At 42.9% G+C, this 26,152-nt stretch carries 18 protein-coding genes and 3 pseudogenes; 8 read left to right on the top strand and 13 right to left on the bottom strand.

The annotated features are described in order from the left end of the window. Positions 1–683: 683 nt before the first annotated feature. Positions 684–2,471, bottom strand: a complete 1,788-nt coding sequence (gene aspS, locus HG267_RS31750) for an aspartate--tRNA ligase (protein ID WP_045874198.1) — start codon at positions 2,469–2,471, stop codon at positions 684–686. A gap of 217 nt (positions 2,472–2,688) precedes the next feature. On the opposite strand from aspS, the gene HG267_RS31745 reads away from it, so the two are divergent. After that, positions 2,689–3,081 (top strand): hypothetical protein, encoded by a 393-nt coding sequence (locus HG267_RS31745; RefSeq protein ID WP_263419995.1) that lies wholly within the window; start codon positions 2,689–2,691, stop codon positions 3,079–3,081. A gap of 169 nt (positions 3,082–3,250) precedes the next feature. Here the strand turns inward: HG267_RS31745 and hemN are convergent, their stop codons facing one another. Next, the gene (hemN, locus tag HG267_RS31740) at positions 3,251–4,633 is read right to left on the bottom strand and encodes an oxygen-independent coproporphyrinogen III oxidase (protein WP_045874197.1); all 1,383 of its coding nucleotides are present in this window, start codon (positions 4,631–4,633) and stop codon (positions 3,251–3,253) included. 122 nt (positions 4,634–4,755) lie between these two features. Beyond that, positions 4,756–5,433 carry a heme oxygenase (biliverdin-producing) gene (locus HG267_RS31735; protein ID WP_045874196.1) on the bottom strand — a complete coding sequence of 226 codons (678 nt, stop codon included), beginning with the start codon at positions 5,431–5,433 and terminating at the stop codon, positions 4,756–4,758. Between the two features lie 51 nt (positions 5,434–5,484). Between HG267_RS31735 and HG267_RS31730 the strand changes: the two genes are divergently transcribed. Next, positions 5,485–5,802, top strand: a complete 318-nt coding sequence (locus HG267_RS31730; RefSeq protein ID WP_045874195.1) for a hypothetical protein — start codon at positions 5,485–5,487, stop codon at positions 5,800–5,802. A gap of 233 nt (positions 5,803–6,035) precedes the next feature. Beyond that, positions 6,036–7,112 (top strand): magnesium-protoporphyrin IX monomethyl ester (oxidative) cyclase, encoded by a 1,077-nt coding sequence (gene acsF, locus HG267_RS31725; protein ID WP_045874194.1) that lies wholly within the window; start codon positions 6,036–6,038, stop codon positions 7,110–7,112. A gap of 339 nt (positions 7,113–7,451) precedes the next feature. On the opposite strand, the gene nifJ is transcribed toward acsF, so the two are convergent. After that, positions 7,452–11,219, bottom strand: coding sequence for a pyruvate:ferredoxin (flavodoxin) oxidoreductase (nifJ, locus tag HG267_RS31720; RefSeq protein WP_045874193.1), 3,768 nt, complete (start codon positions 11,217–11,219; stop codon positions 7,452–7,454). 272 nt (positions 11,220–11,491) lie between these two features. Beyond that, a complete protein-coding gene (locus HG267_RS31715; RefSeq protein ID WP_235623132.1) occupies positions 11,492–11,668 on the bottom strand; it encodes a hypothetical protein in 177 nt (58 codons plus the stop codon). On the opposite strand from HG267_RS31715, the pseudogene HG267_RS31710 reads away from it, so the two are divergent. The 5 genes and pseudogenes from HG267_RS31710 to HG267_RS31690 form a co-directional block, all read left to right on the top strand. Further along, positions 11,610–11,789 (top strand): annotated as a pseudogene (locus HG267_RS31710) (Mo-dependent nitrogenase C-terminal domain-containing protein). The gene HG267_RS31715 and the pseudogene HG267_RS31710 overlap by 59 nt on opposite strands. Positions 11,790–12,459: 670 nt before the next feature. Next, positions 12,460–15,060, top strand: a complete 2,601-nt coding sequence (gene gyrA, locus HG267_RS31705) for a DNA gyrase subunit A (RefSeq protein WP_045874191.1) — start codon at positions 12,460–12,462, stop codon at positions 15,058–15,060. Positions 15,061–16,089: 1,029 nt separating this feature from the next. Next, positions 16,090–16,230: pseudogene (locus HG267_RS31700) on the top strand (DUF86 domain-containing protein); the annotation flags it as partial. A 143-nt stretch (positions 16,231–16,373) separates the two neighbouring features. Next, positions 16,374–17,870: an apolipoprotein N-acyltransferase gene (lnt, locus tag HG267_RS31695; RefSeq protein WP_045874236.1), complete on the top strand. Its 1,497-nt coding sequence runs from the start codon at positions 16,374–16,376 to the stop codon at positions 17,868–17,870. A gap of 340 nt (positions 17,871–18,210) precedes the next feature. Continuing rightward, positions 18,211–18,441: pseudogene (locus tag HG267_RS31690) on the top strand (GMC family oxidoreductase); the annotation flags it as partial. 433 nt (positions 18,442–18,874) lie between these two features. On the opposite strand, the gene HG267_RS31685 reads toward HG267_RS31690, so the two are convergent. The 8 genes from HG267_RS31685 to HG267_RS31650 form a co-directional block, all read right to left on the bottom strand. Then, positions 18,875–20,140: a glycosyltransferase gene (locus tag HG267_RS31685; protein ID WP_045874189.1), complete on the bottom strand. Its 1,266-nt coding sequence runs from the start codon at positions 20,138–20,140 to the stop codon at positions 18,875–18,877. A 45-nt stretch (positions 20,141–20,185) separates the two neighbouring features. After that, positions 20,186–20,344, bottom strand: coding sequence for a hypothetical protein (locus HG267_RS31680; protein WP_155539629.1), 159 nt, complete (start codon positions 20,342–20,344; stop codon positions 20,186–20,188). Positions 20,345–20,478: 134 nt separating this feature from the next. Continuing rightward, on the bottom strand, positions 20,479–21,738 hold the full coding sequence (locus HG267_RS31675; RefSeq protein ID WP_045874188.1) for a glycosyltransferase: 1,260 nt from the start codon (positions 21,736–21,738) through the stop codon (positions 20,479–20,481). 71 nt (positions 21,739–21,809) lie between these two features. Beyond that, entirely contained in the window at positions 21,810–22,004 is a 195-nt protein-coding gene (locus HG267_RS31670; RefSeq protein WP_155539627.1) for an alpha/beta hydrolase, read from the bottom strand. A gap of 39 nt (positions 22,005–22,043) precedes the next feature. Beyond that, positions 22,044–23,267 (bottom strand): glycosyltransferase, encoded by a 1,224-nt coding sequence (locus HG267_RS31665; RefSeq protein WP_045874187.1) that lies wholly within the window; start codon positions 23,265–23,267, stop codon positions 22,044–22,046. 238 nt (positions 23,268–23,505) lie between these two features. After that, positions 23,506–23,979 (bottom strand): DUF2141 domain-containing protein, encoded by a 474-nt coding sequence (locus tag HG267_RS31660; protein ID WP_045874186.1) that lies wholly within the window; start codon positions 23,977–23,979, stop codon positions 23,506–23,508. 39 nt (positions 23,980–24,018) lie between these two features. Further along, positions 24,019–25,005: a glycosyltransferase family 2 protein gene (locus HG267_RS31655; RefSeq protein ID WP_045874185.1), complete on the bottom strand. Its 987-nt coding sequence runs from the start codon at positions 25,003–25,005 to the stop codon at positions 24,019–24,021. Positions 25,006–25,062: 57 nt separating this feature from the next. Beyond that, positions 25,063–26,067 (bottom strand): NAD-dependent epimerase/dehydratase family protein, encoded by a 1,005-nt coding sequence (locus HG267_RS31650; protein WP_045874184.1) that lies wholly within the window; start codon positions 26,065–26,067, stop codon positions 25,063–25,065. Positions 26,068–26,152 lie beyond the last annotated feature (85 nt).

The raw sequence follows: 26,152 nt of genomic DNA, 5'->3' as shown, positions 1-26,152 counted from the left end.
TGAACTGTAAATGATACTTTTGCAACACGAAGAGTGAGGATTCCACAGAGAATCCCCGTGACTCTGGTATTGAGTCGGGTTTGAGAAGGTTTGCAAATAAGCAAACCAAATCCAGCAAATATCTACATATCCCGATTTACGGCTGTGAATTTTGCTTTCTTAGGTTACTTTTATTGTTAACTTTAACTACGGTTTACCGCTAGACTTACCGTATTTGATAATTATACATATTTCCGATAGATTTACGAGACTTTATGGAAAATATTCTTCTACAATAGACAAAATGCTGCTTCAGACTCTTGAATAGTTGTCTAGAGGCACGGCGTAAATAAACAGACTCATGTCATGTCCGTTCAAATGCCCGTCATTGCGTTCGCCCTTGGCGTTCCCGAAGGGTACGAAGTGAAGCAATCGCAGAGTCCTTGTGATTGCTTCACTTCGTTCTGCTCGCAATGACATATTAAGGGTAATTTGCCGGACATGATATCAGTTGTGGAAACAGCTAGCTCAATTGGGGGATTCTCCCCCAAACCCCCTCCAAAATTATTGTTTTTGTTGTCAATTTATTTTTTTAACTGAACTGTATTGGCTTATAGGGTTATAGGAATCATCAAAGAAGCGATCGCCAATTTAAAATAGCGATCGCTTCTTTGAATGCAGAACCAAATTCTACTTCGTCATTACTAAGCTTTGGGCTTGTAAGTGGAAGCCACGTGCAATTCTTTCAACTGTTTAGCATCAACGCTGGAAGGCGCATCAGTTAACAAGCAACGGGCTTGTTGTGTCTTCGGAAAAGCAATGACATCACGAATCGATTCTTCCCCAGCTAGCAACATCACTAACCGATCTAAACCGTAGGCGATGCCACCATGAGGCGGTGTACCATATTCAAAGGCTTCCATCAAAAAGCCGAATTTATTTTGGGCTTCTTCCGGTGATAAGCCGATAGCTTCAAATACCTGTTCTTGAACTTCTCGCTGATAAATCCGCCGACTACCACCGCCAACTTCAAAGCCGTTAAATATTAAATCGTAGGCTTGGGCGCGGGCGGTTTTTAAATCATCCAAGTCATCGGGGTGGGGTGCGGTAAATGGGTGGTGTAATGCTTCGAGGCGTTTTTCGTCAGCATTCCACTCAAACATGGGGAAATCGGTAATCCACAGTAAATTGATTTTATCTGGATCTATTAACGCAAATTCTTTAGCGATCGCTTGCCGTAATCTATCTAAAGTTTTGTTAACGGTAACTACATCACCAGCCCCAAATAGCAGTAAATGGCCTGCTTTTGCGCCTGTACGCTCTAATATTTCCTGTTTTTGTTCAGGGGTGAGGTTATCTTTAATTGCACCGATGGTATCAATTTCGCCGTTTTCTCTGACGCGGATGTAAGCTAAACCCTTCGCCCCAGCTTCGCTAGCTTCTTTAAATAAGTCTCCGCCTGGTTTGATGCGGACGTTAGAAATCGCATCGTTACCGTTGGGAATCGGTAGGATTTTCACAATACCACCGTGAGCGATCGCATCACGGAAAACTTTAAAACCGGAATCTTTCAAGACATCGGAAACATTCACTAGTTCCAAACCATAGCGGGTATCTGGTTTGTCACTACCGTAGCGTTCCATTGCTTCAGCATAGGTAATACGCGGGAAGGGATGATGTAACTCAATTCCTTTAACGGTTTTGAAGATGTAGGAAACTAACTTCTCGTTGAGTTCGATAATTTCTTCTTGAGACATGAAACTCATTTCCATGTCTAACTGGGTAAATTCTGGTTGTCTGTCAGCGCGTAAGTCTTCATCGCGGAAGCAACGAGCGATTTGATAATATCTGTCCAAACCAGATACCATCAGCAATTGTTTGAATAATTGCGGTGACTGCGGTAAAGCGAACCATTCACCAGGGTTAACACGGCTGGGGAGAATGTAATCCCGCGCCCCTTCTGGGGTAGAACGAGTTAGTACGGGGGTTTCAACTTCGATAAAACCTTCCACGTCTTCTAAGTAGCGCCGCATAGCTTTTACAACTTGATGACGCAATTGCATATTTTGCGCCATGCGTTCCCGGCGTAAATCTAAATAACGATATTTCAGTCGCAATTCTTCCCGCACGTTTTCAGTGTCAGCGGTGGAAACTTGGAAAGGTAACTGTTTCCGAACACTGTTGAGCAAATTAATTTTCTCGGCGTAGATTTCTACCTCGCCTGTGGGGATGCGGGAATTGAGGGATTCCTCGGGACGTTGCGTCACCCTACCAGTGATTTCCACAACATATTCATTCCGGATCGTATTAGCCTGTTCATAGGAATCCGGGGTACGTTGCGGATCGCTCACAATCTGGACAATACCAGAGCGATCGCGTAAATCTAAAAATATCACGCCCCCATGATCGCGGCGACGGTCTACCCATCCGTACAAGGTAACAGTTTCTCCAATATGTTCTTTTCGGAGCGCGCCGCAATAGTGAGTTCGCATAGTAGTTAATTGTGTTCTTCAGCTTCTAGATGGGCAGTAAAATGTCAAAGCTTTCCCATTATCTAGCATCAATAGTATCTAATTGAAGTCAAGATGGCATATTATCTGTTGAATCTTAGATTTGGGTCAATAGGAGGACAAGGGGTAGGGGGAAAGGCGAAAGGGGAAAGGTGAAAGGGGAAAGGTGAAAGGGGAAAGGTGAGGTTCTGAACTTGGAGTGTTGAGTAAAAAGGTGGAATTATCACCTTCTGAACTTGGAGTGTTGAGTAAAAAGGTGGAATTGTCCCCTTCTGAACTCGGAGTGTCGAGTAAAAAGGTGGAATTATCGCTTTCCGAACTCGGATTGTCTTGTTCCGAACTCGGATTGTCGAGTCAAAAGGTGGAATTATCGCTTTCCGAACTCGGATTGTCTTGTTCCGAACTCGGATTGTCGAGTAAAAAGGTGGAATTATCCCCAATGCCCAATGCCCAATGCCCCAAGCGGCGGGGTGGCTGTCCCTCTCCACCCACAAGGGGATGGAGTTTCCCGCCGCTTTCAATTAAATTTAGCCGTAACGCACCGCCGCGTGGATGGTGCGGCGCTAGGATAGTTTTTCGTAGCAAATCATAAATAAGCGCCTAACACACCCTACAGTCGAATTTCACTTAACTTAAGCAAAAGTTGCTGCTCAGATCCCCGACTTTTTGAAAAAGTCGGGGATCTAAATCTCGCTCAAGTAAGTTAAATTCCACCCTACAGTCATTCTATTTTTACTTTATAAATAGCCTCTAAGCCCCATTTATATTGCCTTTGAGAAATGCTTTTCTTTGATTCTCATGTGATTATCAAAGATGACGGCAATATTTCTTACAAGCAATCTGCCAATGTCTGTCACTAATATGTAGTTTTTTGATAAGCTAACCAGTCCATCGGCTTCTAGAGGTTTTAACATCTCTAGCTCATGGGCGAAGTATTCGTCAAAACAAATGTGATATTTATCTGCGATGTCTTGCTTGTGCAATTGAAAATGCGACATAATACCCATGATGACATCACGTCTAATAATGTCATCTTGAGTTAATTTAATACCTTTACTCAATGGCAAATTCCCTGTAGAAATTGCCTGATAATATTCTTTTAATTGTTTGTGGTTTTGGAAATACGCATCTTCTAACATACTAATAGATGTCGCTCCAAAACCAAATAATTCTGTTTCGGCGTGAGTGGTGTAGCCTTGAAAATTCCGCCGCAGAGTGCCATTGCGTTGCGCGATCGCTAGTTCATCGTCAGATTTAGCAAAATGATCCATACCAATGAATAGATACTCATTATTTGTGAGTTCTTCAATGGTCATTTTCAGAATATCTAGCTTTTCCTGTGGCTTGGGTAAAGCTGCTTCGGGAATATTTTTCTGTGCAGGTTTAATCCAGGGAATATAAGCAAAGTTAAAGACCACAATTCTATCTGGGTCTAATTTTATGGTCTTTTTTACTGTTTCCCGAAAACTCTGCCGAGTTTGATAGGGAAGACCATAAATCAGGTCTACATTTACGCTTTCAAATTCTGCTTCTCTGATCCAACTCATGACATCAAAGAGCATTTCTTCCGGTTGGACGCGATTAATCGCCACTTGTACTTGGTGATTGAAATCTTGAATGCCAAAGCTAATGCGATTAAATCCTAATTCCCTGAGAAATAAAATGTAATTTTTATCTACATAACGGGGGTTGATTTCAATGGAAATTTCTGCTTTTGAGTCAATAGTGAAATGTTGAGTAATATGTTGCCACACAAACTCAACTTGTTCGCGGTCTAAATAATTAGGCGTACCGCCACCCCAATGAATTTGCAGAACTTGGCGGTCGGAATCAATTAAAGCGGCTGTTTGTTTAATATCTTGAGCTAAATGTTCTAAGTAAGGTTTGGCAATATTCTTATTGTTAGAAATTACCGTATTACAGCCGCAAAAATAGCAAGCAGTCTGACAAAAAGGAATGTGGAAATACAAAGACAAAGGAGTTTTACGTTGATTTGAGGCTGCGATCGCATTTTGTAAATCGGTGGTGGTAAATGCTTCGCTTAACTCAGTAGCAGGTGGATAACTAGTGTATCTAGGTACTGGAGAATCATACTTTTGGATCATCTCCAAATCAAACTTGACACCAGGTAAGAGAAAAACCATTAAAACCTCCGGGGTGGGGACTGGGGACTAGGGACTGGGGACTAGGGACTGGGGATTGGGGAGATGAGGGAGAATTATTTTCACTCTTGACCTTTCACCCTTCACCCTTTACCCTTCACCCTTCAGTTAGTTAGGCTGTTAAATAAGGCTTGACCGATGGCTTGAATTAAAATCGCCTCTAAGCCTTGCACCATTTGCATATTCAAATGAAAGGCATTGTTAGCTTCTGTGACAATTCGTCCGGCTGTGGCATCATCGATGGGTAATGCATCCAACACCTGACGGTATTTGTGCTTAAATGCCGTTTTATCGGGGATTTGGTCAAAATTATAGAAATTTGTGCCTTCGTAGCCAGATAATTGCAAAGTTGATTGAGCAATTTTTTGCAACATCTGACCACCAGAAAGGTCGCCCATGTAGCGTGTATAGGCGTGTCCTAACAAAAGGATAGGTTCAGTAGCAGATAATTCCCGAATTCTAGCGACAAATGTTTGAGTGGCAGTTGCAGGGGCAATTTGCTTTCGCCATTGCTTTCCATAGTAAAACATCATGTCCTTTTCTAGAGCAGCTTGCCGATTCAGTTCTGGAAAGTAAACAGCTGCGATCGCCTGATTGTTAACATTAGTTACAATTGCCGCTTCTAGTTCGCTGTAAACAAAATACAAATTACTCAAAAACTTCGCAAAGCAGTCTTTATCTACAACTCCTTTGAGAAAACATTTCATAAAGCCTACATTTTCTGCTGCTGTATGAGCTTTTTCAGTTCCAGAGCGTAGTTTGACAGCTAGATTGCTACTCATTTTGTTTCCTTAATTTCAAGCGCCAGATTTCTGCACAGCCACCGACTCAGGATGTCTGCTAGAGGGACTGGGGACTGGGGAGATGAGGGAGATGAGGGAGATGAGGGGGATGAGGGAAGAATAGCAATTACCAATTACCCATTACCCATTACCAAACACCAAATTTGGGATTTAAGCAGGATTAGCATCAGTATTACGGCAAATATACTCCCAATGCTCATTCCTGCTCTTTTTATCTCTCAAAAATATTTAACTATTTATATTTGTATAACTATTAAAGTATTAATATTTCTTTATTTTTGTCTGTCAGGGAAGGCACATTTTGGAATGGGAATGGGGCATAGGGCATTGGGCATGGGGCATTGGTAATGAGAACCTTTCTTTGCTTCCTTGTCCCAATCCCCATTACCCCTTATCCCCAGAGGGGGCCCCGAGTTCCCCAATCCCCAATCCCCAATCCCCATTACCCCAGAGGGGGCCCCGAGTTCCCCAATCCCCAGTCCCCAGTCCCCAGTCCCCAATCCCTTCGCACAACTTAACTGTTCTTAATAATATTTTATGCTTATATAGCTATTGAAGGATAGAGCGAGAGAAGGATTCTCATGGTGAAGTCTGTTGAAACTCCGGAGCCTCAGTTACTAAAGCCAGGTGTAAAAGCGCCTGTGAAAGAAACATTATTAACACCCCGGTTTTATACTACTGACTTCGAGGCGATCGCAAAGTTAGATATTTCAGCCCATGAGACTGAGTTACTGGCAATTGTAGAGGAACTGCGGGCTGACTATAATCGCCATCATTTTGTGCGCGATCAGGAATTTAAGCAGAGTTGGGAGCATATTGAAGGAGAAACACGCCGTTCTTTTATTGACTTTTTGGAACGTTCGTGTACTTCCGAGTTTTCTGGGTTTCTTTTATTTAAGGAAATATCACGCCGTCTCAAAGACAGAAACCCGATTTTGGCGGATGCTTTTAATTTTATGGCCAGGGATGAAGCGCGTCATGCGGGATTTTTAAACAAGTCAATGGCAGATTTTAACCTCTCCCTAGACTTGAGTTACTTAACTAAAAGCCGTACTTACACTTTTTTCCCGCCAGAGTGGATTATTTACACCGTCTACCTATCAGAGAAAATTGGTTACTGGCGTTATATTTTGATGTATCGCCATTTGCAGAAAAACCCAGACTATCAGTTTTATCCCTTGTTCAGGAAATTTGAGAGTTGGTGTCAAGATGAAAACCGACATGGAGATTTCTTTAAAGCGTTGCTGCGATCGCAACCAAAATTATGGGATAACTGGAAAGCAAGGTTGTGGATACGTTTCTTTTTGCTGACGGTGTTTGTTACCCACACAATTACAGTATTTGAACGCGCCAGCTTTTACGAATCCATTGGTATTCATCCACGCAAGTATAATAACCAAGTGATTGCAGAGACAAACAACACCGCTTCTAGAGCCTTTCCCATCATATTAGATACCAGCCACCCGGCGTTTTTCTGGCGTTTAGAGCAGTGTTACCAGAATAATCAGAAACTCACAGCGATTAACAATAGCGATCGCTCTAAGTTTGTCAAGTTTTGGCAAAAATTACCAGTCATTACCGCTATCATCTGGCATATGTTGCGGATTTATCTCGTCAAACCCATAGATGCGGAGTTAACACGGGAGACTGTGCGATAAAAGATGAGGCAATAAGGTTCGGATAAGATAAAACATTGACGTTTAAATCCTGTAGAGACGCGATGAATCGGGTCTCTACAACCCCAAAATCATCATCAGGAAATAAGGGACTTCCAAATAAAAAAATATCCCAGTATGTATTGTGGGGTGGACATCTTGTCCGCCCAGTTTATGTGGCGGGCAAGATGCCCGCCCCACAAGATGGAATAATTTATTTCTTGGAAATCCCTAAAGAAACAGGGCAGGCAAGATGCCTACCCCACGTAACAATTCAAAATTCAAAATGAAGTATTAACAACATCTTTCCCATGCCCAATGCCCCATGCCCCATGCCCTATGCTACCTATTTTGCAATTTGCGAGAAGCGAGATATTGATACATTTGCCAACGGGTATTGACATCGGCTTGGGCTTCTTCAAATAAGTGCTTGGCTGTTTCTGGGTGACTCTTGGTTAACATCTTGAAGCGATTTTCTGAGTTCATGTATTCTTCAATTGGTAACTTGGGAGTGCGAGAGTCAAGCTGGAGTGGGTTTTCTCCTTGCTTAATGCGGTCTGGGTTATACCGATATAGCAACCATTCGCCGGATTCGACGGCGGCTTTTTGATGGTGTAAGCCTGTAGTCATGTCGATACCGTGGGCGATGCAATGGCTGTAGGCAAGAATGATTGATGGCCCTTCGTAGGCTTCGGCTTCGAGGAAGGCTTTAAGGGTGTGTTCGTCTCTTGCGCCTAGAGCAACGCTGGCAATATAAACGTTACCGTAAGTCATGGCCATTAAGCCTAAGTCTTTTTTGGCTGCGGCTTTACCACCAGAGGCAAATTTTGCGATCGCAGCTCTGGGTGTGGCTTTGGAGTTTTGTCCGCCAGTATTAGAATAAACTTCTGTGTCCAGAATCAAAATGTTGACGTTGCGTCCGCTAGCGATGACGTGATCTAAGCCGCCAAAGCCGATGTCATAGCCCCAACCATCACCGCCGATAATCCAAACGCTCTTTCTGACTAAATAATCGGCAACGAATTTCAGCGATTTCAGATTCCGCGCGATCGCGTCTTCTTCATTGAAAGCGGCGGGAAACTCCATCCCCTTGTGGGTGGAGAGGGATAGCTGCCCCGCCGCTTGGGGCATAGGGCATAGGGCATTGGTATCTTCTTTCCCATGCCCCATGCCCAATTCCCAATGCCCAAAAACTCCATCCCCTTGTGAGTGGAGTTTTTCATCTTCTCCGGCTGGGGTTTGGGCTGCAAGTAGTTCATCTACCCGTTGTTTGAGTAGGGCGACGCGTTCGCGCTGTTCGACTATATCAGCTTCGTCTTTTTGCCGAGCGTTGACAATACTACTAGTGAGATTATCGCCTAGTTGTGGTGTCAGTTGTTTGACTAATTCCGTGGCAAATTCTGCCTGTTTATCTAGCGAAATGCGGAAACCCATGCCAAATTCGGCGTTATCTTCAAATAGCGAGTTACACCAAGCCGGGCCTCGTCCTTCGGCGTTCGTTGTCCAAGGGGTAGTGGGTAAGTTACCACCGTAAATCGAAGAACAACCTGTGGCGTTAGCCACAATCATGCGATCGCCAAATAATTGGGTAGCTAATTTGACATAAGCTGTTTCGCCACAACCAGCACAAGCACCGGAGAACTCAAATAAGGGTTCTTGCATTTGCTGCTGGTTAATATGGGAGACTTTCAGGTGCAGTCTGTCGGGATTGGGGAGACTTAAGAAGAAATCCCAATTTTCTCGTTCTGCATCTCGTAATGGCAATTGCGCTGCCATGTTCAGGGCTTTGCGGTTTGGTTCTGCTTTATTCTTAGCTGGGCAAATATCTACGCAAACACCGCAACCTGTACAATCTTCTGGTGCTACTTGGAGAGTATATTGCAAGCCATGCCAATCGCGGTCTTTGGGATTGGTACTCTTGAAGGTTGGCGGGGCATTGGTTAACAGTTCGGGTTCGTAAACTTTACCACGAATCGCACTATGGGGGCAGACCATGATGCACTTAGCGCACTGGACGCAGACATCTTCATCCCAAACCGGAATGTCTTTAGCAATGTTGCGTTTTTCCCATTTTGCCGTACCAGTAGGATATGTACCATCGGCTGGTAAAGCACTCACAGGTAAATCATCCCCTGCACGGGCAATCATTTTACCCAAAACATCATGGACAAATGCAGGTGCTTTATCAGAGATGGGGTATGGGGGACTGGGGATTGGGGACTGGGATTGTTCTGTGGGAATTATATTCAGTTCATACAAGTTATCTAATGCCATATCAACGGCGTTGATATTCTTTTGGACAACTTCGTCGCCCTTCTTACCATAAGTCTTGCGAATCGCCTTTTTAATGGCTGCGATCGCTTCGTCTTTGGGTAATACACCCGATAAGGCAAAGAAACAAACTTGCATTACCGTGTTAATATGTCCAGCCATCCCCGCAGCACGAGCAACTTGATAACCATTAATTACATAAACTTTCAGTTGCTTTTGAATAATTTGCTCTTGGACAAACAGTGGTAAATGCTGCCAAACTTCTTCTTGAGAGTAGAGCGAATTAATCAAGAATGTGCCGCCAGGGACAATATCTTGCAGCATGGAGAATTTATCAATGAAATCCCATTGATGACAAGCAAGAAAGTTAGCTTTGGTAATTAAATATGTCGAGTGAATTGGTTGCGGCCCAAAGCGCAGGTGAGAAACTGTAACAGAACCAGATTTTTTAGAATCGTAAACGAAATAACCTTGAGCGTAATTGTTTGTTTCTTCTCCAATAATTTTGATGGAGTTTTTGTTAGCACCTACAGTACCGTCTGCGCCTAAACCATAAAAAATAGCTCTAACTATATTGTCTGCTTCAATATTAAAATCATGGTCATACTCTAAGCTGGTGTGGCTGACATCATCGTTGATCCCCACGGTGAAATGATTTTTTGGTTCAGCTAGAGCCAGGTTATCAAACACAGCTTTAATCATCGCTGGTGTGAATTCTTTGGATGATAATCCATAGCGACCACCAACAATCGATTTTAGATTTGGGATTTTAGATTTTGGATTGCTTTGTTGGATAGCGGCGACAACATCTAAATACAGTGGTTCGCCAGATGCACCGGGTTCTTTAGTACGGTCTAAAACGGCAATGTTACGGGTGGTTACGGGTAAAGCTTCGACAAATCTAGTAGTATCAAATGGGCGATACAATCTAACTTTTAATACCCCAACTTTCTCACCTAAACTAGTTAAATAATCTACAGTTTCATGAACTGCTTCACAACCGGAACCCATGAGGACAATTACTCTTTCAGCTTCGGGATCGCCGTGATAATCAAAGAGTTTATATTGTCGTCCAGTCAGTTTGGCAAATTCATCCATCGCCTTTTGGGTGATGTCTGGACAAGCTAAATAATAAGGGTTAACGGTTTCGCGGCTTTGGAAGTAAACATCAGGGTTTTGGGCTGTACCGCGTAACACAGGCCTATCGGGAGTCATCGCCCGCGCCCGATGAGCAAAGATGAATTCTTCGGGGATGTGCGATCGCAAATCTTCGTGAGATAATGTTTCAACTTTGTCTACTTCGTGAGAGGTGCGGAAGCCATCAAAAAAGTGTAAGAAAGGGATACGAGATTCTAAAGTTGCACGTGTAGAGATTGCCGCAAAATCATAAGCTTCTTGTACTGATGCCGAACACAGCATCGCAAAACCTGTGGCACGCGCTGCCATCACATCACTATGATCACCGAAAATAGATAGACCTTGAGTAGCTAGCGATCGCGCTGAAACATGAAATACTGTAGGTGTTAATTCCCCAGCAATTTTGTACATATTGGGGATCATTAACAACAATCCCTGAGATGCGGTAAATGTCGTTGTTAGCGAACCTGTTTGTAAAGCACCATGTACTGCACCTGCAACGCCAGCTTCACTCTGCATCTCCACAACTGTAGGTACAGTTCCCCAGATGTTAGGTTTACCTTCGCTAGCCCATGTATCCGACCACTCAGCCATGTTAGAAGAAGGCGTAATCGGGTAAATAGCAATGACTTCATTTACGCGATAAGCCACTTGGGCCACAGCTTCATTGCCATCAATAGTGGCAAATATTTTTGTCTTCATAATTGGTTTAACCTTTACCAGTTTGCGATCGCTATCAAAGCCTTGACCTTCACTGCGCTGAAACTACAAATGTAAAATTCAACAAACAAGAAGGGTAGCAAAACAGCGAACTTGATTTTTTCAATTCACTGATGCACAGGTAGCCTTTCTAGCTGCTGCACTTTGAAGTTAACAGCAAAGGTTGAGGAACTTGTGAGGAAGATATTTCAAAACTGGGAGAGTCATCTCAGTAAATTTCACGAGAACATCAAGCTTGTGTCGCAGCCGATGGACTAAATGCGATCAAACCTGATTTCTTCGGTATATATACTATGTCTACCAATCAATCCGCTTCTATCAATTTTGTCTCTCAAAATCGATAGAAGCGGATTAGCAAGCTTCATCTGCAAAATGATTCCGGCTAGTTGTTCTTTTAAGCGAGAAATTAAATTCTGCGATGGCTTCGCCAAAGCCTTCGGCTAACGCACTTGTAAACTCAACCCTGTCTATGAACAGTTTGTTGAGCTACGTTTCCGCGCTTTCAGTTATTTGGCTGATGAGCTTGGTGAAGATGTGACAATTTACTGTTAACCTCAAAAATAGGTTTGTATCCTTATTTTTTGTTCAATCATCTAAGTCAGTTAAAAATTCTTGCCTTTGTTGAATATATCTACTCAGTTCAACTCGATTCAGTGGTACCACTATTGCGCTGCGTCGGATAGGCCGTAAAAGCATATCCAGAGTGCAAGATGAGCTGCTAGCTTTTCTATAAACGCAAGCAAAACTAATTCCAGGTATGCGAAAGTAATCGCCAATGCGTAGTTGTTGAAAAATCATAGTAGCTTTAGCGTCTCTCAAAAAATTAATGATTATATAAAGTCTTAAAGATTACCAATAGTCAATACCGTTATCCTACATTTACCCAGTTCTGTCGATAGTTAGATCAGCATCTAATTTTATGGCAACCATAGAACTCCTTGTGTATTAGAGTTTTTGATGTTGAATTTTAAATTGCTTATATATTTCAGGCTTTTTAGTTAGCTGCTCTTAACTAGTCAGCAAAAGCCTGTTTGGGACAGTCATTGACCATCTCCTAATGAGTAGCCTCCTTACTTGCCTGAGTTAGCTCTCCCGGCAAGAAAAAGCAATATGTGCTAGAATTGTACCAAAATATGGCAATTATTCAAGAGTAATTTGGAATAATTTTGCATTTTGTCAAGAACAAGGGCTAAAATCTGCGATTTTTGGAGTTTTTTAGGTTATGACAACCTCACAGGAGAGGATTATCCCGACAGATCTGCGGAACGAGATGTCCCGGTCTTATCTGGAATACGCCATGAGTGTGATTGTGGGTCGGGCGCTACCAGATGCCAGGGATGGTCTGAAACCTGTGCATCGTCGCATCCTCTACGCAATGCACGAGCTAGGTTTGACGCACGATCGCCCGTTTCGTAAATGCGCCCGTGTAGTTGGGGAAGTTTTGGGTAAATATCATCCCCACGGTGATACGGCGGTGTATGATGCGTTGGTGCGGATGGCACAGGATTTTTCCATGCGATCGCCCTTAATTAACGGGCATGGTAACTTTGGTTCTGTAGACAACGATCCGCCAGCCGCAATGCGATACACAGAATGTCGCTTGCAAGCTTTAACTGGCACAGCTTTACTCCATGACATTGAGTCCGAAACCGTAGATTTTATTGATAACTTCGACGGTTCCCAACAAGAACCCACAGTTCTACCAGCACGTATTCCCCAGTTACTATTAAATGGTTCCTCGGGGATTGCTGTGGGGATGGCGACTAATATCCCACCGCACAATTTGGGCGAATTGATTGATGGATTAGTAGCATTGATTCACAATCCAGAGATCACCAATCTGCAGTTAATGCAGCATATCCCCGGCCCCGACTTTCCCACAGGGGCACAGGTGTTAGGAACAGCAGCAATTAAAGAAGCTTACACCACCGGGCGCGGTTCCATTACCATGCGCGGTGTAGCTAACATCGAAACTATTGAGCAACGGGGAAGACCAGAAAGAGAAGCAATTATCATCACCGAATTGCCTTATCAAACCAACAAAGCCGCATTAATTGAAAAAATCGCCGAGTTGGTCAATGACAAACGCATTGAGGGAATTGCAGATATCCGAGATGAAAGCGATCGCGATGGGATGCGAATCGTCATCGAACTGAAGCGCGATGCTTATCCCAGAGTAGTACTGAATAACCTCTACAAGCAAACCCCACTGCAAGCCAACTTTGGGGCGAATATGCTGGCGTTGGTGAATGGGGAACCCCAAACCCTGACACTCAAGCAGTTCTTAGAAGTATTCCTCGATTTCCGCATCGAATCAATAAATCGCCGCACCAGGTATGAACTGCGGAAAGCGGAAGAACGCGACCATATCTTACAAGGCTTATTAATTGCTCTAGCGCATTTAGATGCCATTATTAACTTAATTCGCCATGCATCTGATGCGCCCACAGCCAAAGGTGAACTAATTACCACCTATGGGCTATCGGAAGTCCAAGCCGATGCAATTTTACAAATGCAACTGCGGCGGTTAACAGCCCTAGAAGCAGATAAAATTCGCCAAGAACACGAAGATTTACAAGCGCAAATTGCCGACCTGCAAGATATTTTGGCACGCCGGGAAAGAGTGCTGTCAATCATTGAAGACGAAATTTCACAAATTAAAACCAGCTTTTCCACACCCCGACGCACAGTCATTACCCATGCAGAGGGAGAAATCGATGACCTTGACTTGATCGCCAATGAAAAAGTGATCATTTTGCTGACAGAGCAAGGTTACATCAAACGGATGCCAGTTAATACCTTTGAAGCCCAAAGCCGTGCTACCAGAGGGAAAGCCGCAGCCAAAGTAAAAGATGATGACACCATCGAACATTTCTTAACTTGCTGCGATCACGACAGCGTTTTATTCTTTAGCGATCGCGGTGTCGTTTACTGTCTAAAAACTTATCAAATTCCTGTGGGTTCTCGTACCAGCCGGGGTACGCCAATTGTGCAACTGTTACCAATTCCCAAGGAAGAGAAAATCACCTCCGTTGTCCCAGTTGATGAATTTACCAGTGAAGAATTCTTGGTGATGCTGACCAAAGGTGGCAATATCAAGAAAACCGAATTGGCAGCATTTAGTAACATCCGGGCTAACGGCTTAATCGCCATTTCCTTAGAAGAAGGCGATCAACTGCGCTGGGTACGTCGCGCTAGGGTAGAAGATAGCGTGATTGTCGGTTCTCGTCATGGGATGGCGATTCACTTTAGATGTAACCACGAACAATTGCGTCCTTTGGGTAGGGCGACTCGTGGTGTGAAATCGATGAAACTCAAACCAGGTGACGAACTGGTGGGTATGGATATCCTGCCAGCAGCCATTTTGGATACCTTGAGTGCAGACGCTGAAACCGAAGCTGAAATCGAAGAAATCATCGAAACCGAAGAAATCGAAACCGAAGAAGCCATAGAAGTAACAACTAACACTAGTCCTGGCCCTTGGGTGTTGGTAATTACAATGGGTGGATATGGCAAACGCGTACCTGTAGCCCAATTCCGCTTGCAAAATCGGGCAGGTCAAGGTTTAATGGCAACCAAATTCAAAAACCGCAAAACTAAAGACCAATTAGCCACCTTACAGATTGTCAACAGCGATGATGAAATCATGATGGTTACCAATCGCGGTATTATTATTCGTCAAGCTGTCAATGCCATTTCTGTACAATCGCGATCGGCAACAGGCGTAAGAGTACAGCGCTTAGACGAAGATGATGCCATTAACGGAGTAGCGATAGTTCCTCCCGACAGTGGTGAAACAGGCGAATTAGAAGAGGCAGAATAAAGGATGACATATTGGATAAACTTGCACAAGAGTTTATCCAAATGTTAATCAATTTTGACTTATGTACTAAGTTAAAAACACAGACTATACCAAATCAATAGTTGTAATACCAATTTAAACAAAGAATGCGACAGATTGTAGGGGCAAGGCACTGCCTTGACCTCTAGAATATATTGATGTGTCGCAAACATTATTTGATTTGGTATAAGCTATAAAACCGCTTGGATGATGTGGCAGCAAGGTAAACTTAATGCTGAACAACTACCAAGCGGTACTAATAACAATTTGAAAAAAGAATGCGACAGATTGTAGGGGCAAGGCACACCGCACCTGTGTCAACTTAATGTGAAACCCTCTTGGTTGCAAGGTTTTTGCCCTCACCCCCAACCCCTCTCCCACCAGGAGCTACGGTGTACACACAAGTCGTGAAATTCCACCTGAAGCTTGGTTTTGCCCTTTAACTCTGGGCTGTTGGAACGCTCCCGAAGCCTGTCCGCAGCGAGGAGGAACGACGAAGCAATCGCAAAAACTACGGGATTATGCGATTACTTCGCTCCGCTATCGCTGCGCTCGTAATGACAATTTAAGGGGTCTATAACGCCTGAAACCCTTACAGCTACCACTTGTGTGTACACCGTAGCCCACCAGGAGAGGGGAGCAAGAGATTTAATTCCCCTTCTCCTGCGGGAGAAGGGGTTAGGGGATGAGGGCGAGGGTTTTTGTACAACGCCCGCCCTATATAGCTTTAAGCTTAAGTTGACACCAATGGGCACACCGTGCCCTCTAGAATATATTGATGTTTCACAAACATTATTTGATTTAGTAACACTGATTAAAGAAGCCAGAAGAATTGGGGGATTCTCCCCCAAACCCCCGATTGGGTGACGGTTGCGTCCCCCAAACCCCCTCCAAAAAAAATTATTGTTCGGTTTTTTTGTTGAGTAATACCAATTTGAAAAAAGAATGCGACAGATTGTAGAGGCACGGCACGCCGTTCCCTCTAGAATATATTGATGTGTCGTTAAAAATTTTGAAATTATTGGGGAGGCAACAAAGAGATTATCTCCCGAAATCCGAGCAGCTTATCCAGATATCTCTTGGCAGCAAGTAGCTGGTTTTAGAGATGTGCTGATTCATGATTATTTAAAAGTAAATTTAAATCGAATTTGAGGCGTGATTGAGCAGAATTTGCCTCAATTAAAGGCAACTGTTGAGGTGATTTTGCAAGAATTGGGGTAATTGTGAAATATCAAACAAAAAAGCTGTTTTCATCCTTTAGCCTTTACACTTTAGCCTTGATCAGTGGGGTATTGATGGGGCTGACTGTGGCCCCTGTGGGCGCATGGTTCTTAGCTTGGATAGCCCTTGCTCCTCTCTGGGTTTTAATTAATAAAGAAAATACGCAATTAGCAGGTAAAAGGCGAAAATTTCTCCTTTTACCTTTATTTTGGGGTATTGGCTATCACGGATTAGCTTTATTCTGGATTACCGGCATTCATCCGATGGATTGGTTGGGTGTTCCTTGGTTAGCAAGCTTGGCAATTACCACCTTCTGTTTAACCTTCGTTACCCTTTGGGGGGCAGCAATAGTAGTTGTGTGGGCGGCTTTGATGGTGCGTTTTGCAGGTAAGAAACCGCTTTTACGTGTGCTGATTGGCACAGCTATTTGGTGCGCTTTAGAAGGAATTTGGAGTGCTGGCGATTTGTGGTGGAGTTCGCTTTCTTACACCCAAAGTCCGCATAATTTAGTAATTTTACATCTGGGGCAACTAGCTGGGCCGAGTGCTGTGACAGCCGCAATTGTCGCCGTGAATGGTTTAATTGCTGAGACGTGGATGCACCGTAAAGACAAGAAGATTTACGCGAATAAATATTTAGCGATCGCAATTGGATTATTCATTACCCTACACATAATTGGTTTTAGCTTATACAGCATTCCCCTGAGTAAACCAGCAGACAAGGCTTTAAAAGTCGGGATTGTGCAGGGTAATATTCCCAACATTATTAAACTTAAACCCGAAGGATTGCGAAGAGCGATCGCAGGTTACACCAATGGCTATTTAACTTTAGCAGACCAGGGTGTGGATGCTGTCCTAACTCCAGAAGGGGCTTTACCGTTTTTTCAGCGTGACTTAGGCACAACTCCCATCATCTCCGCTATCAAGGAAAAAGGCGTGGTAGCTTGGATTGGCGCTTTTGGCGAACAAGGACGCAGCTATACCAATAGTCTATTTACCTACACAGGTAATGGTGAAGTTGTTAGCCGCTACGACAAAACCAAACTCGTACCACTGGGTGAATATATCCCCTTTGAAGAGATTTTAGGTAAACTGATTCAGCGTTTATCACCATTGGACGAACATCAAGTGCATGGTTCACCCAATCAAATATTTGATACACCATTTGGGCGTGCGATCGCAGGCATTTGTTACGACTCCGCTTTTTCTGCTCAATTTCGCCGTCAAGCGGCTGCAGGTGGGCAATTTATCCTGAGTTCCTCCAACGATGCCCATTACACTGCTGCGATGCCATTCCAGCACCATGCACAGGATATCATGCGGGCGATTGAAACCGATAGATGGTCTGTACGGGCGACAAATACAGGATATTCAGGGTTTATCGACCCTCATGGTAAAACCTTGTGGATTTCTGGCTATAATACCTACGAAATTCACGCCGAAACGATATATAAACGGCAAACAGAAACTTTATATGTGCGTTGGGGTGATTGGTTGACACCTGTATTACTAATATCCAGTGGCGCAGCTTGGTTAGTGAATTGGAAAATGCAGCGCGCAACTGAAGAGTAAATTATTCACATTTAGCAGCTTTGGTGCGTTGCGCTACGCGACAACACACCCTACTCTTGTCATGAGAACTGCAGTTTTAACTACAAAATTATCTGCTTATTTGTTATATGCAGCTTCAACTTATATTGCTTAGTTTAGCAACTGGTCATCGCCATTACAAATTGAAATTTTGATTTAGTGTAAAAAGCAATATTAGCAGCAATAAATGCTGCTCAATGATGACAAAATAAATAGGGGATGTCTACTAAAGTTTTTTATAAAAATTGAAAAACTCAATTTTTATAATTCTGTTTGAAACTATATTTGGAGATGTAATTTATCGCTGGATTGGGTTAACAAAGTTAAACAAAAATTTACTGTTAAAGAAGTAGGTCATCAGTGTGGAACTTGTCGCTTTGGAGAAGACCCTAAAACTTCAGTACTAGATATTAATTGCCGCACCCATGATATTGATAATCTCTATGTGGTTGACGGCAGCTTTTTCCCTTCTAGTGCTGCGGTTAATCCATCGTTGACTATTATTGCTAATGCTTTGCGAGTTGGAGAGCATTTGTTAGCAAGAATGAGTTAAAGGGGAATGGGGAACTCGGGGCCCCCTCTGGGGATAAGGGGTAATGGGGAAAGGGGAAAAGGGAAAGGGATTAGTATTGTGCTAGTGTGCCTAATTTTAACAAAAGTATTTAGGTAGAGGGTTTAGCAATGCTCACCTGTATCAACTTAATGTGAAACCCGCTCTTGTGCAAGGTTTTTGCCCTCACCCCCAACCCCTCTCCCACCAAGAGCAAGAGATTTAATTCCCCTTCTCCTGCGGGAGAAGGGGTTAGGGGATGAGGGCGCGAGGTATTTGTACAACGCCCACCCTATATAGCTTTTAGCTTAAGTTGACACCTTAGCTTAAGTTGACACCAATGAGCAATGCTAAACCCCTAAGAAAAATCTACCTGTGTCAGGATTTGTGTGAATTGGTATTACACAGCAACACCAGATTTTTTAGCCGGAAGTTGCTAATTAACCATCACCTTTTCCTTGTTTGATAAAGCAACTAGCTGATAGAGCTTTTCTTCAAACTTCTCCTGGCAAACTGACCAATCAAAGTCTAATATCGAAGGGCGAGCGTTTTGAGTCATTGCTGTTTTCAGTTCGGGATTTTCTAAAATAGCAATGATTTTTTGGGCGAAATCTGCTGGGTTGTTGGGTTCAGCCAGGAAGCCGTTATGTCCGGGAATCACTTGTTCTGCGGTTGAGGGTGCTAAAGCTGCAACTACAGGAGTTCCGGAAGCTAGCGCTTCGTTATTAGTGGTGCAAAAGTTTTCGGTGACGGAGGGGTTAACAAAAACATCGGCTCTAGCAAACCAACCTAAAAGTTCTGTCCCGTGAGATTCTCCCCAAATCGTAATTCCCGATTTAAACTTTTGGGCGCGTTTTTTGATTTGCTCATCTAAGGGGCCGCTACCAACGATAACTAAATGTACATCGGGAATTTTGGCAGCAATGTGAGGGAATGCATCTATTAATTGGGTAACATTCTTTTCGGCGGTAATGCGTCCAACAAAGAGGATGGTTGGTCTGCGATCGCCTGGTATGGGATCATAACAAATATTACGAGGATGGAATTTTTCGCAATTAATACCTTGATAGGGCAAGTATTCCCCGCGTTGACATTGTAATTTCTGGTATTTAGTTAGCTGTTCCCGCGAGGAAAATACATTGACGGTGTAAGCATCGCTGACTTGCTTAACTATTAAGGGAATAATTGGACGCAGTAAGCTAAAGAAGAAGCTACCTAAGTAATATTTGATATAGGCAACGATATCTGTATGGAAAACTGAGATAATCGGAGTCTTTGTTTGCTTGGCATATTTAACTCCTACAGCACGACCGTACCCTTGCAAGAAAACTGAGTAAGCTCCTCTCATTTGGGCTGATTCTTCAACAACGATAATATCGGGTTGAAAGTTCAACAGTAATTTAGTATCACTCCAATGTTTGTAACTTAATGGTTGAGGTAGAGACTTATAGAAAATCAGTGGTTGAGTAGGAAATGCATAGGAAGAAAAGTTAGGAAATTTCTGTAACTCTTCTAATCCTGGCATCGGACGATTCCCAACTTGTTTGGGGTATTTATCATTAAATTCGGGATGGATGAGAAATACTTCATGTCCCTGCTCTAATAACCAACGAACTCGCTGATGTACTGCTACTGAAACCCCTGTAAGGAAGGGAGCATACAATCCTGTAAAGAGAGCAATCCGCAGAGGTTGGTTTGTCATAATAAAGGAGATATTTCATGAAAAAGCTGGTTTTGGTTTTAGGATTTACGCAGCAGAAATTTCATGAGAATGGGCATGGGGCATTGGGCATGGGGCATTGGTAATGAGTAATGAGTAATGAGTAATGAGTAATGAGTAATGAGTAATGAGTAATTGGAATATCTCCCAGTTCCCAGTTCCCAGTTCCCAATCCCCAATCCCCATTACCCCTTATCCCCAGAGGGGGCCCCGAGTTCCCCAGTCCCCAATCCCCATTACCCCTTATCCCCAGAGGGGGCCCCGAGTTCCCCAATCCCCAGTCCACAGTCAACCGTCAACCGTCAACAATCAACAATCACCTAAAGAGAAAGTTTGCGATCGCTTGGTTGGTCTACGATTTTATAAGGGCGATAGTCGAGGAGGCGAATGTTCCAAGGGCCTTTGATATCGTAGGTGATGCCGCGCCACTTGACTTTTGACATCCACACAGAGAGAAACATGGCACAACCATAAACCCACTGGGTAAAGGGAATCCCAATGAAAATTTTGAAGATGGTTGCTGGTGCGAGTTTTGTTATCGGTTCACCATGACGGTGCAGGACTTGCTGTATCTCTTTTTCTAAAACAATTACCAGCAAGAGAAGTCCCAACATATAGCCAATGTAACAACTCAAGCAGAAAACTGCAGTGTTCCATTGTTGGGTAAATAATGCTGCTACGAACAATACAATCAGCAGAGTTGGCAATAATATAGTCAAAATCGTGTCGCCAACTACAGCTAACCACCAGGGATGATACAGCCTCGAAGATATTAATTGACGCTGTAGCCAGTATCTTAAGCTGGGTAAATCTGATTCTTCCCGATTTAGCATCAATAAGGAAGGTACAAATTTTACCCGTAATTTATTTTTGCCTAAGACACTACGCATCATAGTATCTTCGCCAAATGCCTTACTCCACTTATCTAAAAGCCCTGTTTGACGCAGTACTTCCGTTTTGACAGCGAGAGTTCCACCCCAAGGAATGCCATATAAATACATCTGCACAACTGCAGATACATTCCAGATGTAGCGCACTAAAGAACCCCAATATTTACCTGTAGGTAAGTACCAACGGTTACCAGTTGTTGCGCCAATATGGGGATTATTTAAAGGGCTGACTAATTCCCGCAGCCAATTAGGATGAACGATGGTATCAGCATCGACTAAAGCAACTACCTGATAGGAATCATCTAAATCTGACGCTGCTTGCAGTAGAGAACTGCACTTCAGGCTACAGTTTTTGCGAATAATTCTCAAAGGGCTAATTTCAACATTAGTTGCTTTTAGCTCTTGGATAGTATCAGTCGCAATTTTCCAAGCTGGATCTTCTTGACGATCAACAATCAGCTTTAAATCATACTGGGGATAGTTCTGATTTAATAAAGCACGCAAACAATTAGGCAGAAAAGGATCTGCACCCCGCAAACAAAGAACGATCGCAGTTTTGGGTAACTTGTCATCTGGCAATAATTTCCCCTGATTAGAACGCAAATTCCACAAGAAAACAAGAATCAAAAATACCTGAATGGCCAGCCATCCCAGTACAATCTGAGACAACAATCTCGCCAAATCGTTCATGTTTGCTCACCTAGAAGATTCCATGAAAGTGCTGTTTTAGGATTTACGCAGCAAAGATTTCTGGAAAATTCTTAATGCAATGGGCATGGGGCATGGGGCATGGGAAATTCGTAATTCGTAATTCGTAATTCGTAATTCGTAATTCGTAATTCGTAATTCGTAATTCGTAATTGGAATTTCTCTCCCTCATCTCCCTCATCTCCCTCATCTCCCAGTCCCCAATCCCCATTACCCCTTATCCCCAGAGGGGGCCCCGAGTTCCCCAATCCCCAATCCCCAGTCCCCAGTCCCCAATCCCCAATCCCTCACCGATACTTCCGATACTCTACTAACCGAATATTCCAAGGGCCGGAAATGCGGTAGGTGATACCACGCCAGTTCATTGTAGACATTCTCAAAGAAGACAACATTCCTAACCCATAAAGCCATTGAGTTAGGGGAATGCCGATGAGGAGTTTGATGATGGTGGGAAATGAAATTGGTGTTGGTTTTTGATGGCGATCGCGAATTATTTGCTGGACTCCATGCTCTAAAATCAGCATGAGCCAAAGTAATCCAAAGGTATAGCTGCTATAACACGCCAGCAAAAAGACGAAATCATCCCATTGCGAAGTAAATAATGCCCATAGCAAACACATCAAGACTAAAGTCGGTTGCAAGATGCTGGAAAACGTATCACCAAAAATCGCTGAGGGTTGAGGATGATAAAGCCGAGAAAAAGTGAGTTGACGCTCAATCTGGTTTCTTAAGGTGGGTAAATCGCATTCTTCCTGATTGAGCATCAATAAAGAAGGTACAAATTTTACCTGCAGCCTATGTTTTCCCAAGACGCTACGAATCATGATGTCTTCGCATACAGCACGACTCCATTTATCGAGTAGTCCTGTTTTTTGAATGACTTCGGTTTTAATCGCTAAAGTCCCACCCCAAGGTATGCCAAACAGATACATCTGTATAACTAAGGAGACGTTAGCTATATAAGGTACTAAAGACCACCAGTGTTTACCTGTGGGTACATACCAACGATTACCTGTGGTTGCTCCTACCTTAGGATGGGATAAGGGGTTAACTAATTCGCGCAGCCAATTAGGATGAACGACAGTATGGCTATCCACTAAAGCGACTACTTTATAGGAATTGTCTAATTCTGAGACTGCTTGGACTAGAGAACTACACTTGAGACTAGAATTGTTGTTTATTGCTCGCAATGCGCTAATTTCAACATTAACTGCGCCTAGTTCTTGGATGGTGTCAACAGCAATGTTCCAAGCTGGGTCTTCTTGATGATCGACAACAACCTTTAAATCATAGTTGGGGTAGTTCTGTTTGAGTAAAGCACGCAAACATTGTCTCAGATATGGATCTGCTCCACGTAGACAGAGAATCACCGCTGTTTTGGGTAACTGGTCATCTGGTAACAAGTTCTTCTGGCTTGGATTCAGAGACACCAAAAACACCAGGGTTAAACATACCTGAATTGCCAGCCAACCCAACAACGAGTTACACAGAAATTTGACCAAATCTGGCATTAATTATAAAGCCTCCTCAAGAAGCGGTGATGAGCCATATCAATTTGTAGTTCGTAATTCGTAATTACAAATTTTGTAGGGTGCGTTACGCCTTCGGCGTAACGCACCGTGAATTGCTTAAGTGGGGTTTAGATCCCCGACTTCTTCAAGAAGTCGGGGATCTGCTGGGTAGTTTGTCCTCAGGTGGTGCGTTGCGCTGCGCGACAACACACCCTACAATTCCCCAACTTCAGCTTTTTTAGGGGTCAAGGGAATATTTGACTGTGATGTTGACGGTGGTGTTTTTGTTGACTGCAAAACTAGCATCGCGGAATTTGGGTGTTCCAGTTTGGATGGAGACTGTAGGGTTGTTGGAAATACCAAATCCTTCAGTGGGAATACCGAAAAAATCTTTATTGACTTTGCGATCGCCATTTTGATCGTCAACGATGGCGACAGCGTAATTTCCAGGCTTTAAGCCGGAAAATTGGTGTTTTAAGGTGCTACCTGTAATTTTTTTACAAACACCTTGTAATACATTGGAAGTATTGGAGGGAAATCCTTTCTCTTTGTCTTGAGAATAAACTCCGATACAAATTTGTCCCTTTTGGTGTTTGATACCATTGACTACGACAGTCAGGGTTTGCGCTGGTGCAGCATTCACAAGCTGAATGGAGGTGAGGCTGGCGAAAGTTGCGATCGCTAAGGCTGTAATTTTAGATAGTTTTAACATCATGTATGAGTCTCCTCAAATGGTATGATTGGGAAGTAATTAACCGCCGCTCAAAACTGACAAACGTTGATAAAAGTTTTGGCGGTTTTTCCACAGAGTTTGAGCAGCTAGCTGTAAGTCTTTAAGCAATAAATATTCAGTTCCCTGTAAACGTTTTGGCATCCCGAGCAAGCAAGATAATTTTTCCTGCCAATTTAAAGGCGACTTCCAAATTGATAGCAAAACTTCCCCTAAAATTCTCCAATGTGGGAAGATAATTTTCCCCGCATTTGCTGTATCGAACCACACAGCATAACCATAAAAATCTGGTAACTCGCTGAGTAATTCTTTTTGATTATTGCTGTTAGCCAATAGGTAGTTTGGTAAAAACATACTCATTGATTGTTGGGGATGGCTACGAGCAAAAAAGAGATATTCGGGAATTTCATAAAACCGACCAAGTAAAGCCAACCTTAATAAAAAAATTGCATCTGCGGCTCCACAGCCAATAATATATGGGGATTTCCTGATAGCATCGGCGCGAATTACACCATATATTTGATAACAGTAATGCTTGGTCAGCAACTCTTGAAAACGTTCTTGGGGTTTTGATGAATCAGTTTTAAATTTAATGTCGTAGGTTTGGATAAATTTTCCCTGTTCATCAATGTAAGATGTATGGGCATGACACAAAACTACTGTGGGGTCTTGGTCAAGTATTTCTATACATTTTTGGATAAAATCTGGGGCGTGTAAATCGTCATAGGCTACCCATTTAAAATATTCGCCTGTAGACAATTCAAAAGCACGATTAAAGTTACGAGCGCAACCGATATTTGTGGCGTTACGGTAATAGCGAATACGGTTATCTTTAGCAGCATACTCTCTACAAATTTCTTCTGTTTTATCTGTAGAGGCGTTATCAGAAATAATTAATTCAAAATCTTGGAATGTTTGATTCAAAATACAATCTATAGACTCACGGATAAATTTCTCGCCGTTGTATACAGGTAGTCCAATGCTTAAGCGCCGCAGAGAATTACTCATAAGTTTTGGTAGTGCTGAATGCTGAGTCCTGAAGGCTCAGGACTCAGCACTGTTAGACTATTTCATTAGGTTTTGTAGGTCTGTTTTTTCTAGCCATTCTTTGGTAATTTGTAAGCCCTTTTCCAAATCAATTTTTGGTGCATAATTTAAAAGGCTTTGAGCTTTTTCAATTGAACAAGCATAGGGACGAGTCATAAAATCTATAGACTCTGGAAGAATATCGGCTTTTTTACGAAATAACTTTTGTCCTTGAGCGCGCAATTTCAAAAATAATTTGATTTCGTCTTTACCAATAGACATGGGTTCTGGTGAACCAGATATTGCTGCTAAACGGGTAAAATACTCTTTCCAGGAAGTGTTTTCTCCGTCGGTGATATTGAAGATTTCGCCGTAGGTTTCTTTTTCGATAGCTAGAAAAATAGCATCAATCAAATTATCAACATAGACATGATTGATTACTCCATGCTCATCATTAGCATAGGCGAATAATTTTTGGCGCATAAAATGAACCGGACGCGCTACCCAGGGGATACATCCTGGCCCGTAAACATCGCCGGCACGAATTACAATTACACCAAAATCTGGCGGGTTATTGAGTGGTAATAATGCAACTTCTGCTTCAATTTTGGTTTGACAGTAGGGGTTGCTTTCTTCAGCTAGCGGCTCGGATTCAGTGACGCGATCGCTATAATTAAACCCATACACCAATACGCTAGAAAGATGCACAAAAGTTTTGACACCAGCACTTTTGGCTGCTTTCGCTATTGTGATGGTTCCGTCAACATTCACCTCACGAAAATCTTTCAGAGGGCCAGCTTCTTGAGCAAGTTGAGCGGTATGTAAAACGATGTCTACTCCTTCACAAGCTTTTTGAGCAGTTTTGGCATCGTTAATTTTACCAACAATCACCTCAACGCCTAAATTTTTTGCTTTTGTATCCTGAGTACCAGAACTTTGTAGTCCTTTGACTTTCATTCCCTTGGCTATGGCTAACTCAGCCGCACGATAGCCAATAAAATCGTCAATTCCGGTAATCAGAATAGTTTTATTTTCAAAGTTCATAAAGCAGAGATGATTGATGAAGGGAAGTAAAGAAAACTAATGGTGTTGACTGTTGACTGTTAACTGTTGACTGTCAACTACTTAA

Source organism: Tolypothrix sp. PCC 7601 (genome assembly GCF_025677855.1).
Classification (GTDB): domain Bacteria; phylum Cyanobacteriota; class Cyanobacteriia; order Cyanobacteriales; family Nostocaceae; genus Aulosira; species Aulosira diplosiphon.
This window is presented reverse-complemented; position numbering and strand designations above follow the sequence as displayed.

What these genes read in the sequence shown, in the direction of transcription:
- aspS (WP_045874198.1), bottom strand. Translation starts at nt 2,471, where the DNA reads ATGCGAACTCACTATTGCGGCGCGCTCCGAAAAGAACATATTGGAGAA.
- hemN (WP_045874197.1), bottom strand. Translation starts at nt 4,633, where the DNA reads ATGGTTTTTCTCTTACCTGGTGTCAAGTTTGATTTGGAGATGATCCAA.
- HG267_RS31735 (WP_045874196.1), bottom strand. Translation starts at nt 5,433, where the DNA reads ATGAGTAGCAATCTAGCTGTCAAACTACGCTCTGGAACTGAAAAAGCT.
- HG267_RS31730 (WP_045874195.1), top strand. Translation starts at nt 5,485, where the DNA reads ATGTCTGCTAGAGGGACTGGGGACTGGGGAGATGAGGGAGATGAGGGA.
- acsF (WP_045874194.1), top strand. Translation starts at nt 6,036, where the DNA reads ATGGTGAAGTCTGTTGAAACTCCGGAGCCTCAGTTACTAAAGCCAGGT.
- nifJ (WP_045874193.1), bottom strand. Translation starts at nt 11,219, where the DNA reads ATGAAGACAAAAATATTTGCCACTATTGATGGCAATGAAGCTGTGGCC.
- gyrA (WP_045874191.1), top strand. Translation starts at nt 12,460, where the DNA reads ATGACAACCTCACAGGAGAGGATTATCCCGACAGATCTGCGGAACGAG.
- lnt (WP_045874236.1), top strand. Translation starts at nt 16,374, where the DNA reads ATGGGGCTGACTGTGGCCCCTGTGGGCGCATGGTTCTTAGCTTGGATA.
- HG267_RS31685 (WP_045874189.1), bottom strand. Translation starts at nt 20,140, where the DNA reads ATGACAAACCAACCTCTGCGGATTGCTCTCTTTACAGGATTGTATGCT.
- HG267_RS31680 (WP_155539629.1), bottom strand. Translation starts at nt 20,344, where the DNA reads ATGGGGATTGGGGATTGGGAACTGGGAACTGGGAACTGGGAGATATTC.
- HG267_RS31675 (WP_045874188.1), bottom strand. Translation starts at nt 21,738, where the DNA reads ATGAACGATTTGGCGAGATTGTTGTCTCAGATTGTACTGGGATGGCTG.
- HG267_RS31665 (WP_045874187.1), bottom strand. Translation starts at nt 23,267, where the DNA reads ATGCCAGATTTGGTCAAATTTCTGTGTAACTCGTTGTTGGGTTGGCTG.
- HG267_RS31660 (WP_045874186.1), bottom strand. Translation starts at nt 23,979, where the DNA reads ATGTTAAAACTATCTAAAATTACAGCCTTAGCGATCGCAACTTTCGCC.
- HG267_RS31655 (WP_045874185.1), bottom strand. Translation starts at nt 25,005, where the DNA reads ATGAGTAATTCTCTGCGGCGCTTAAGCATTGGACTACCTGTATACAAC.
- HG267_RS31650 (WP_045874184.1), bottom strand. Translation starts at nt 26,067, where the DNA reads ATGAACTTTGAAAATAAAACTATTCTGATTACCGGAATTGACGATTTT.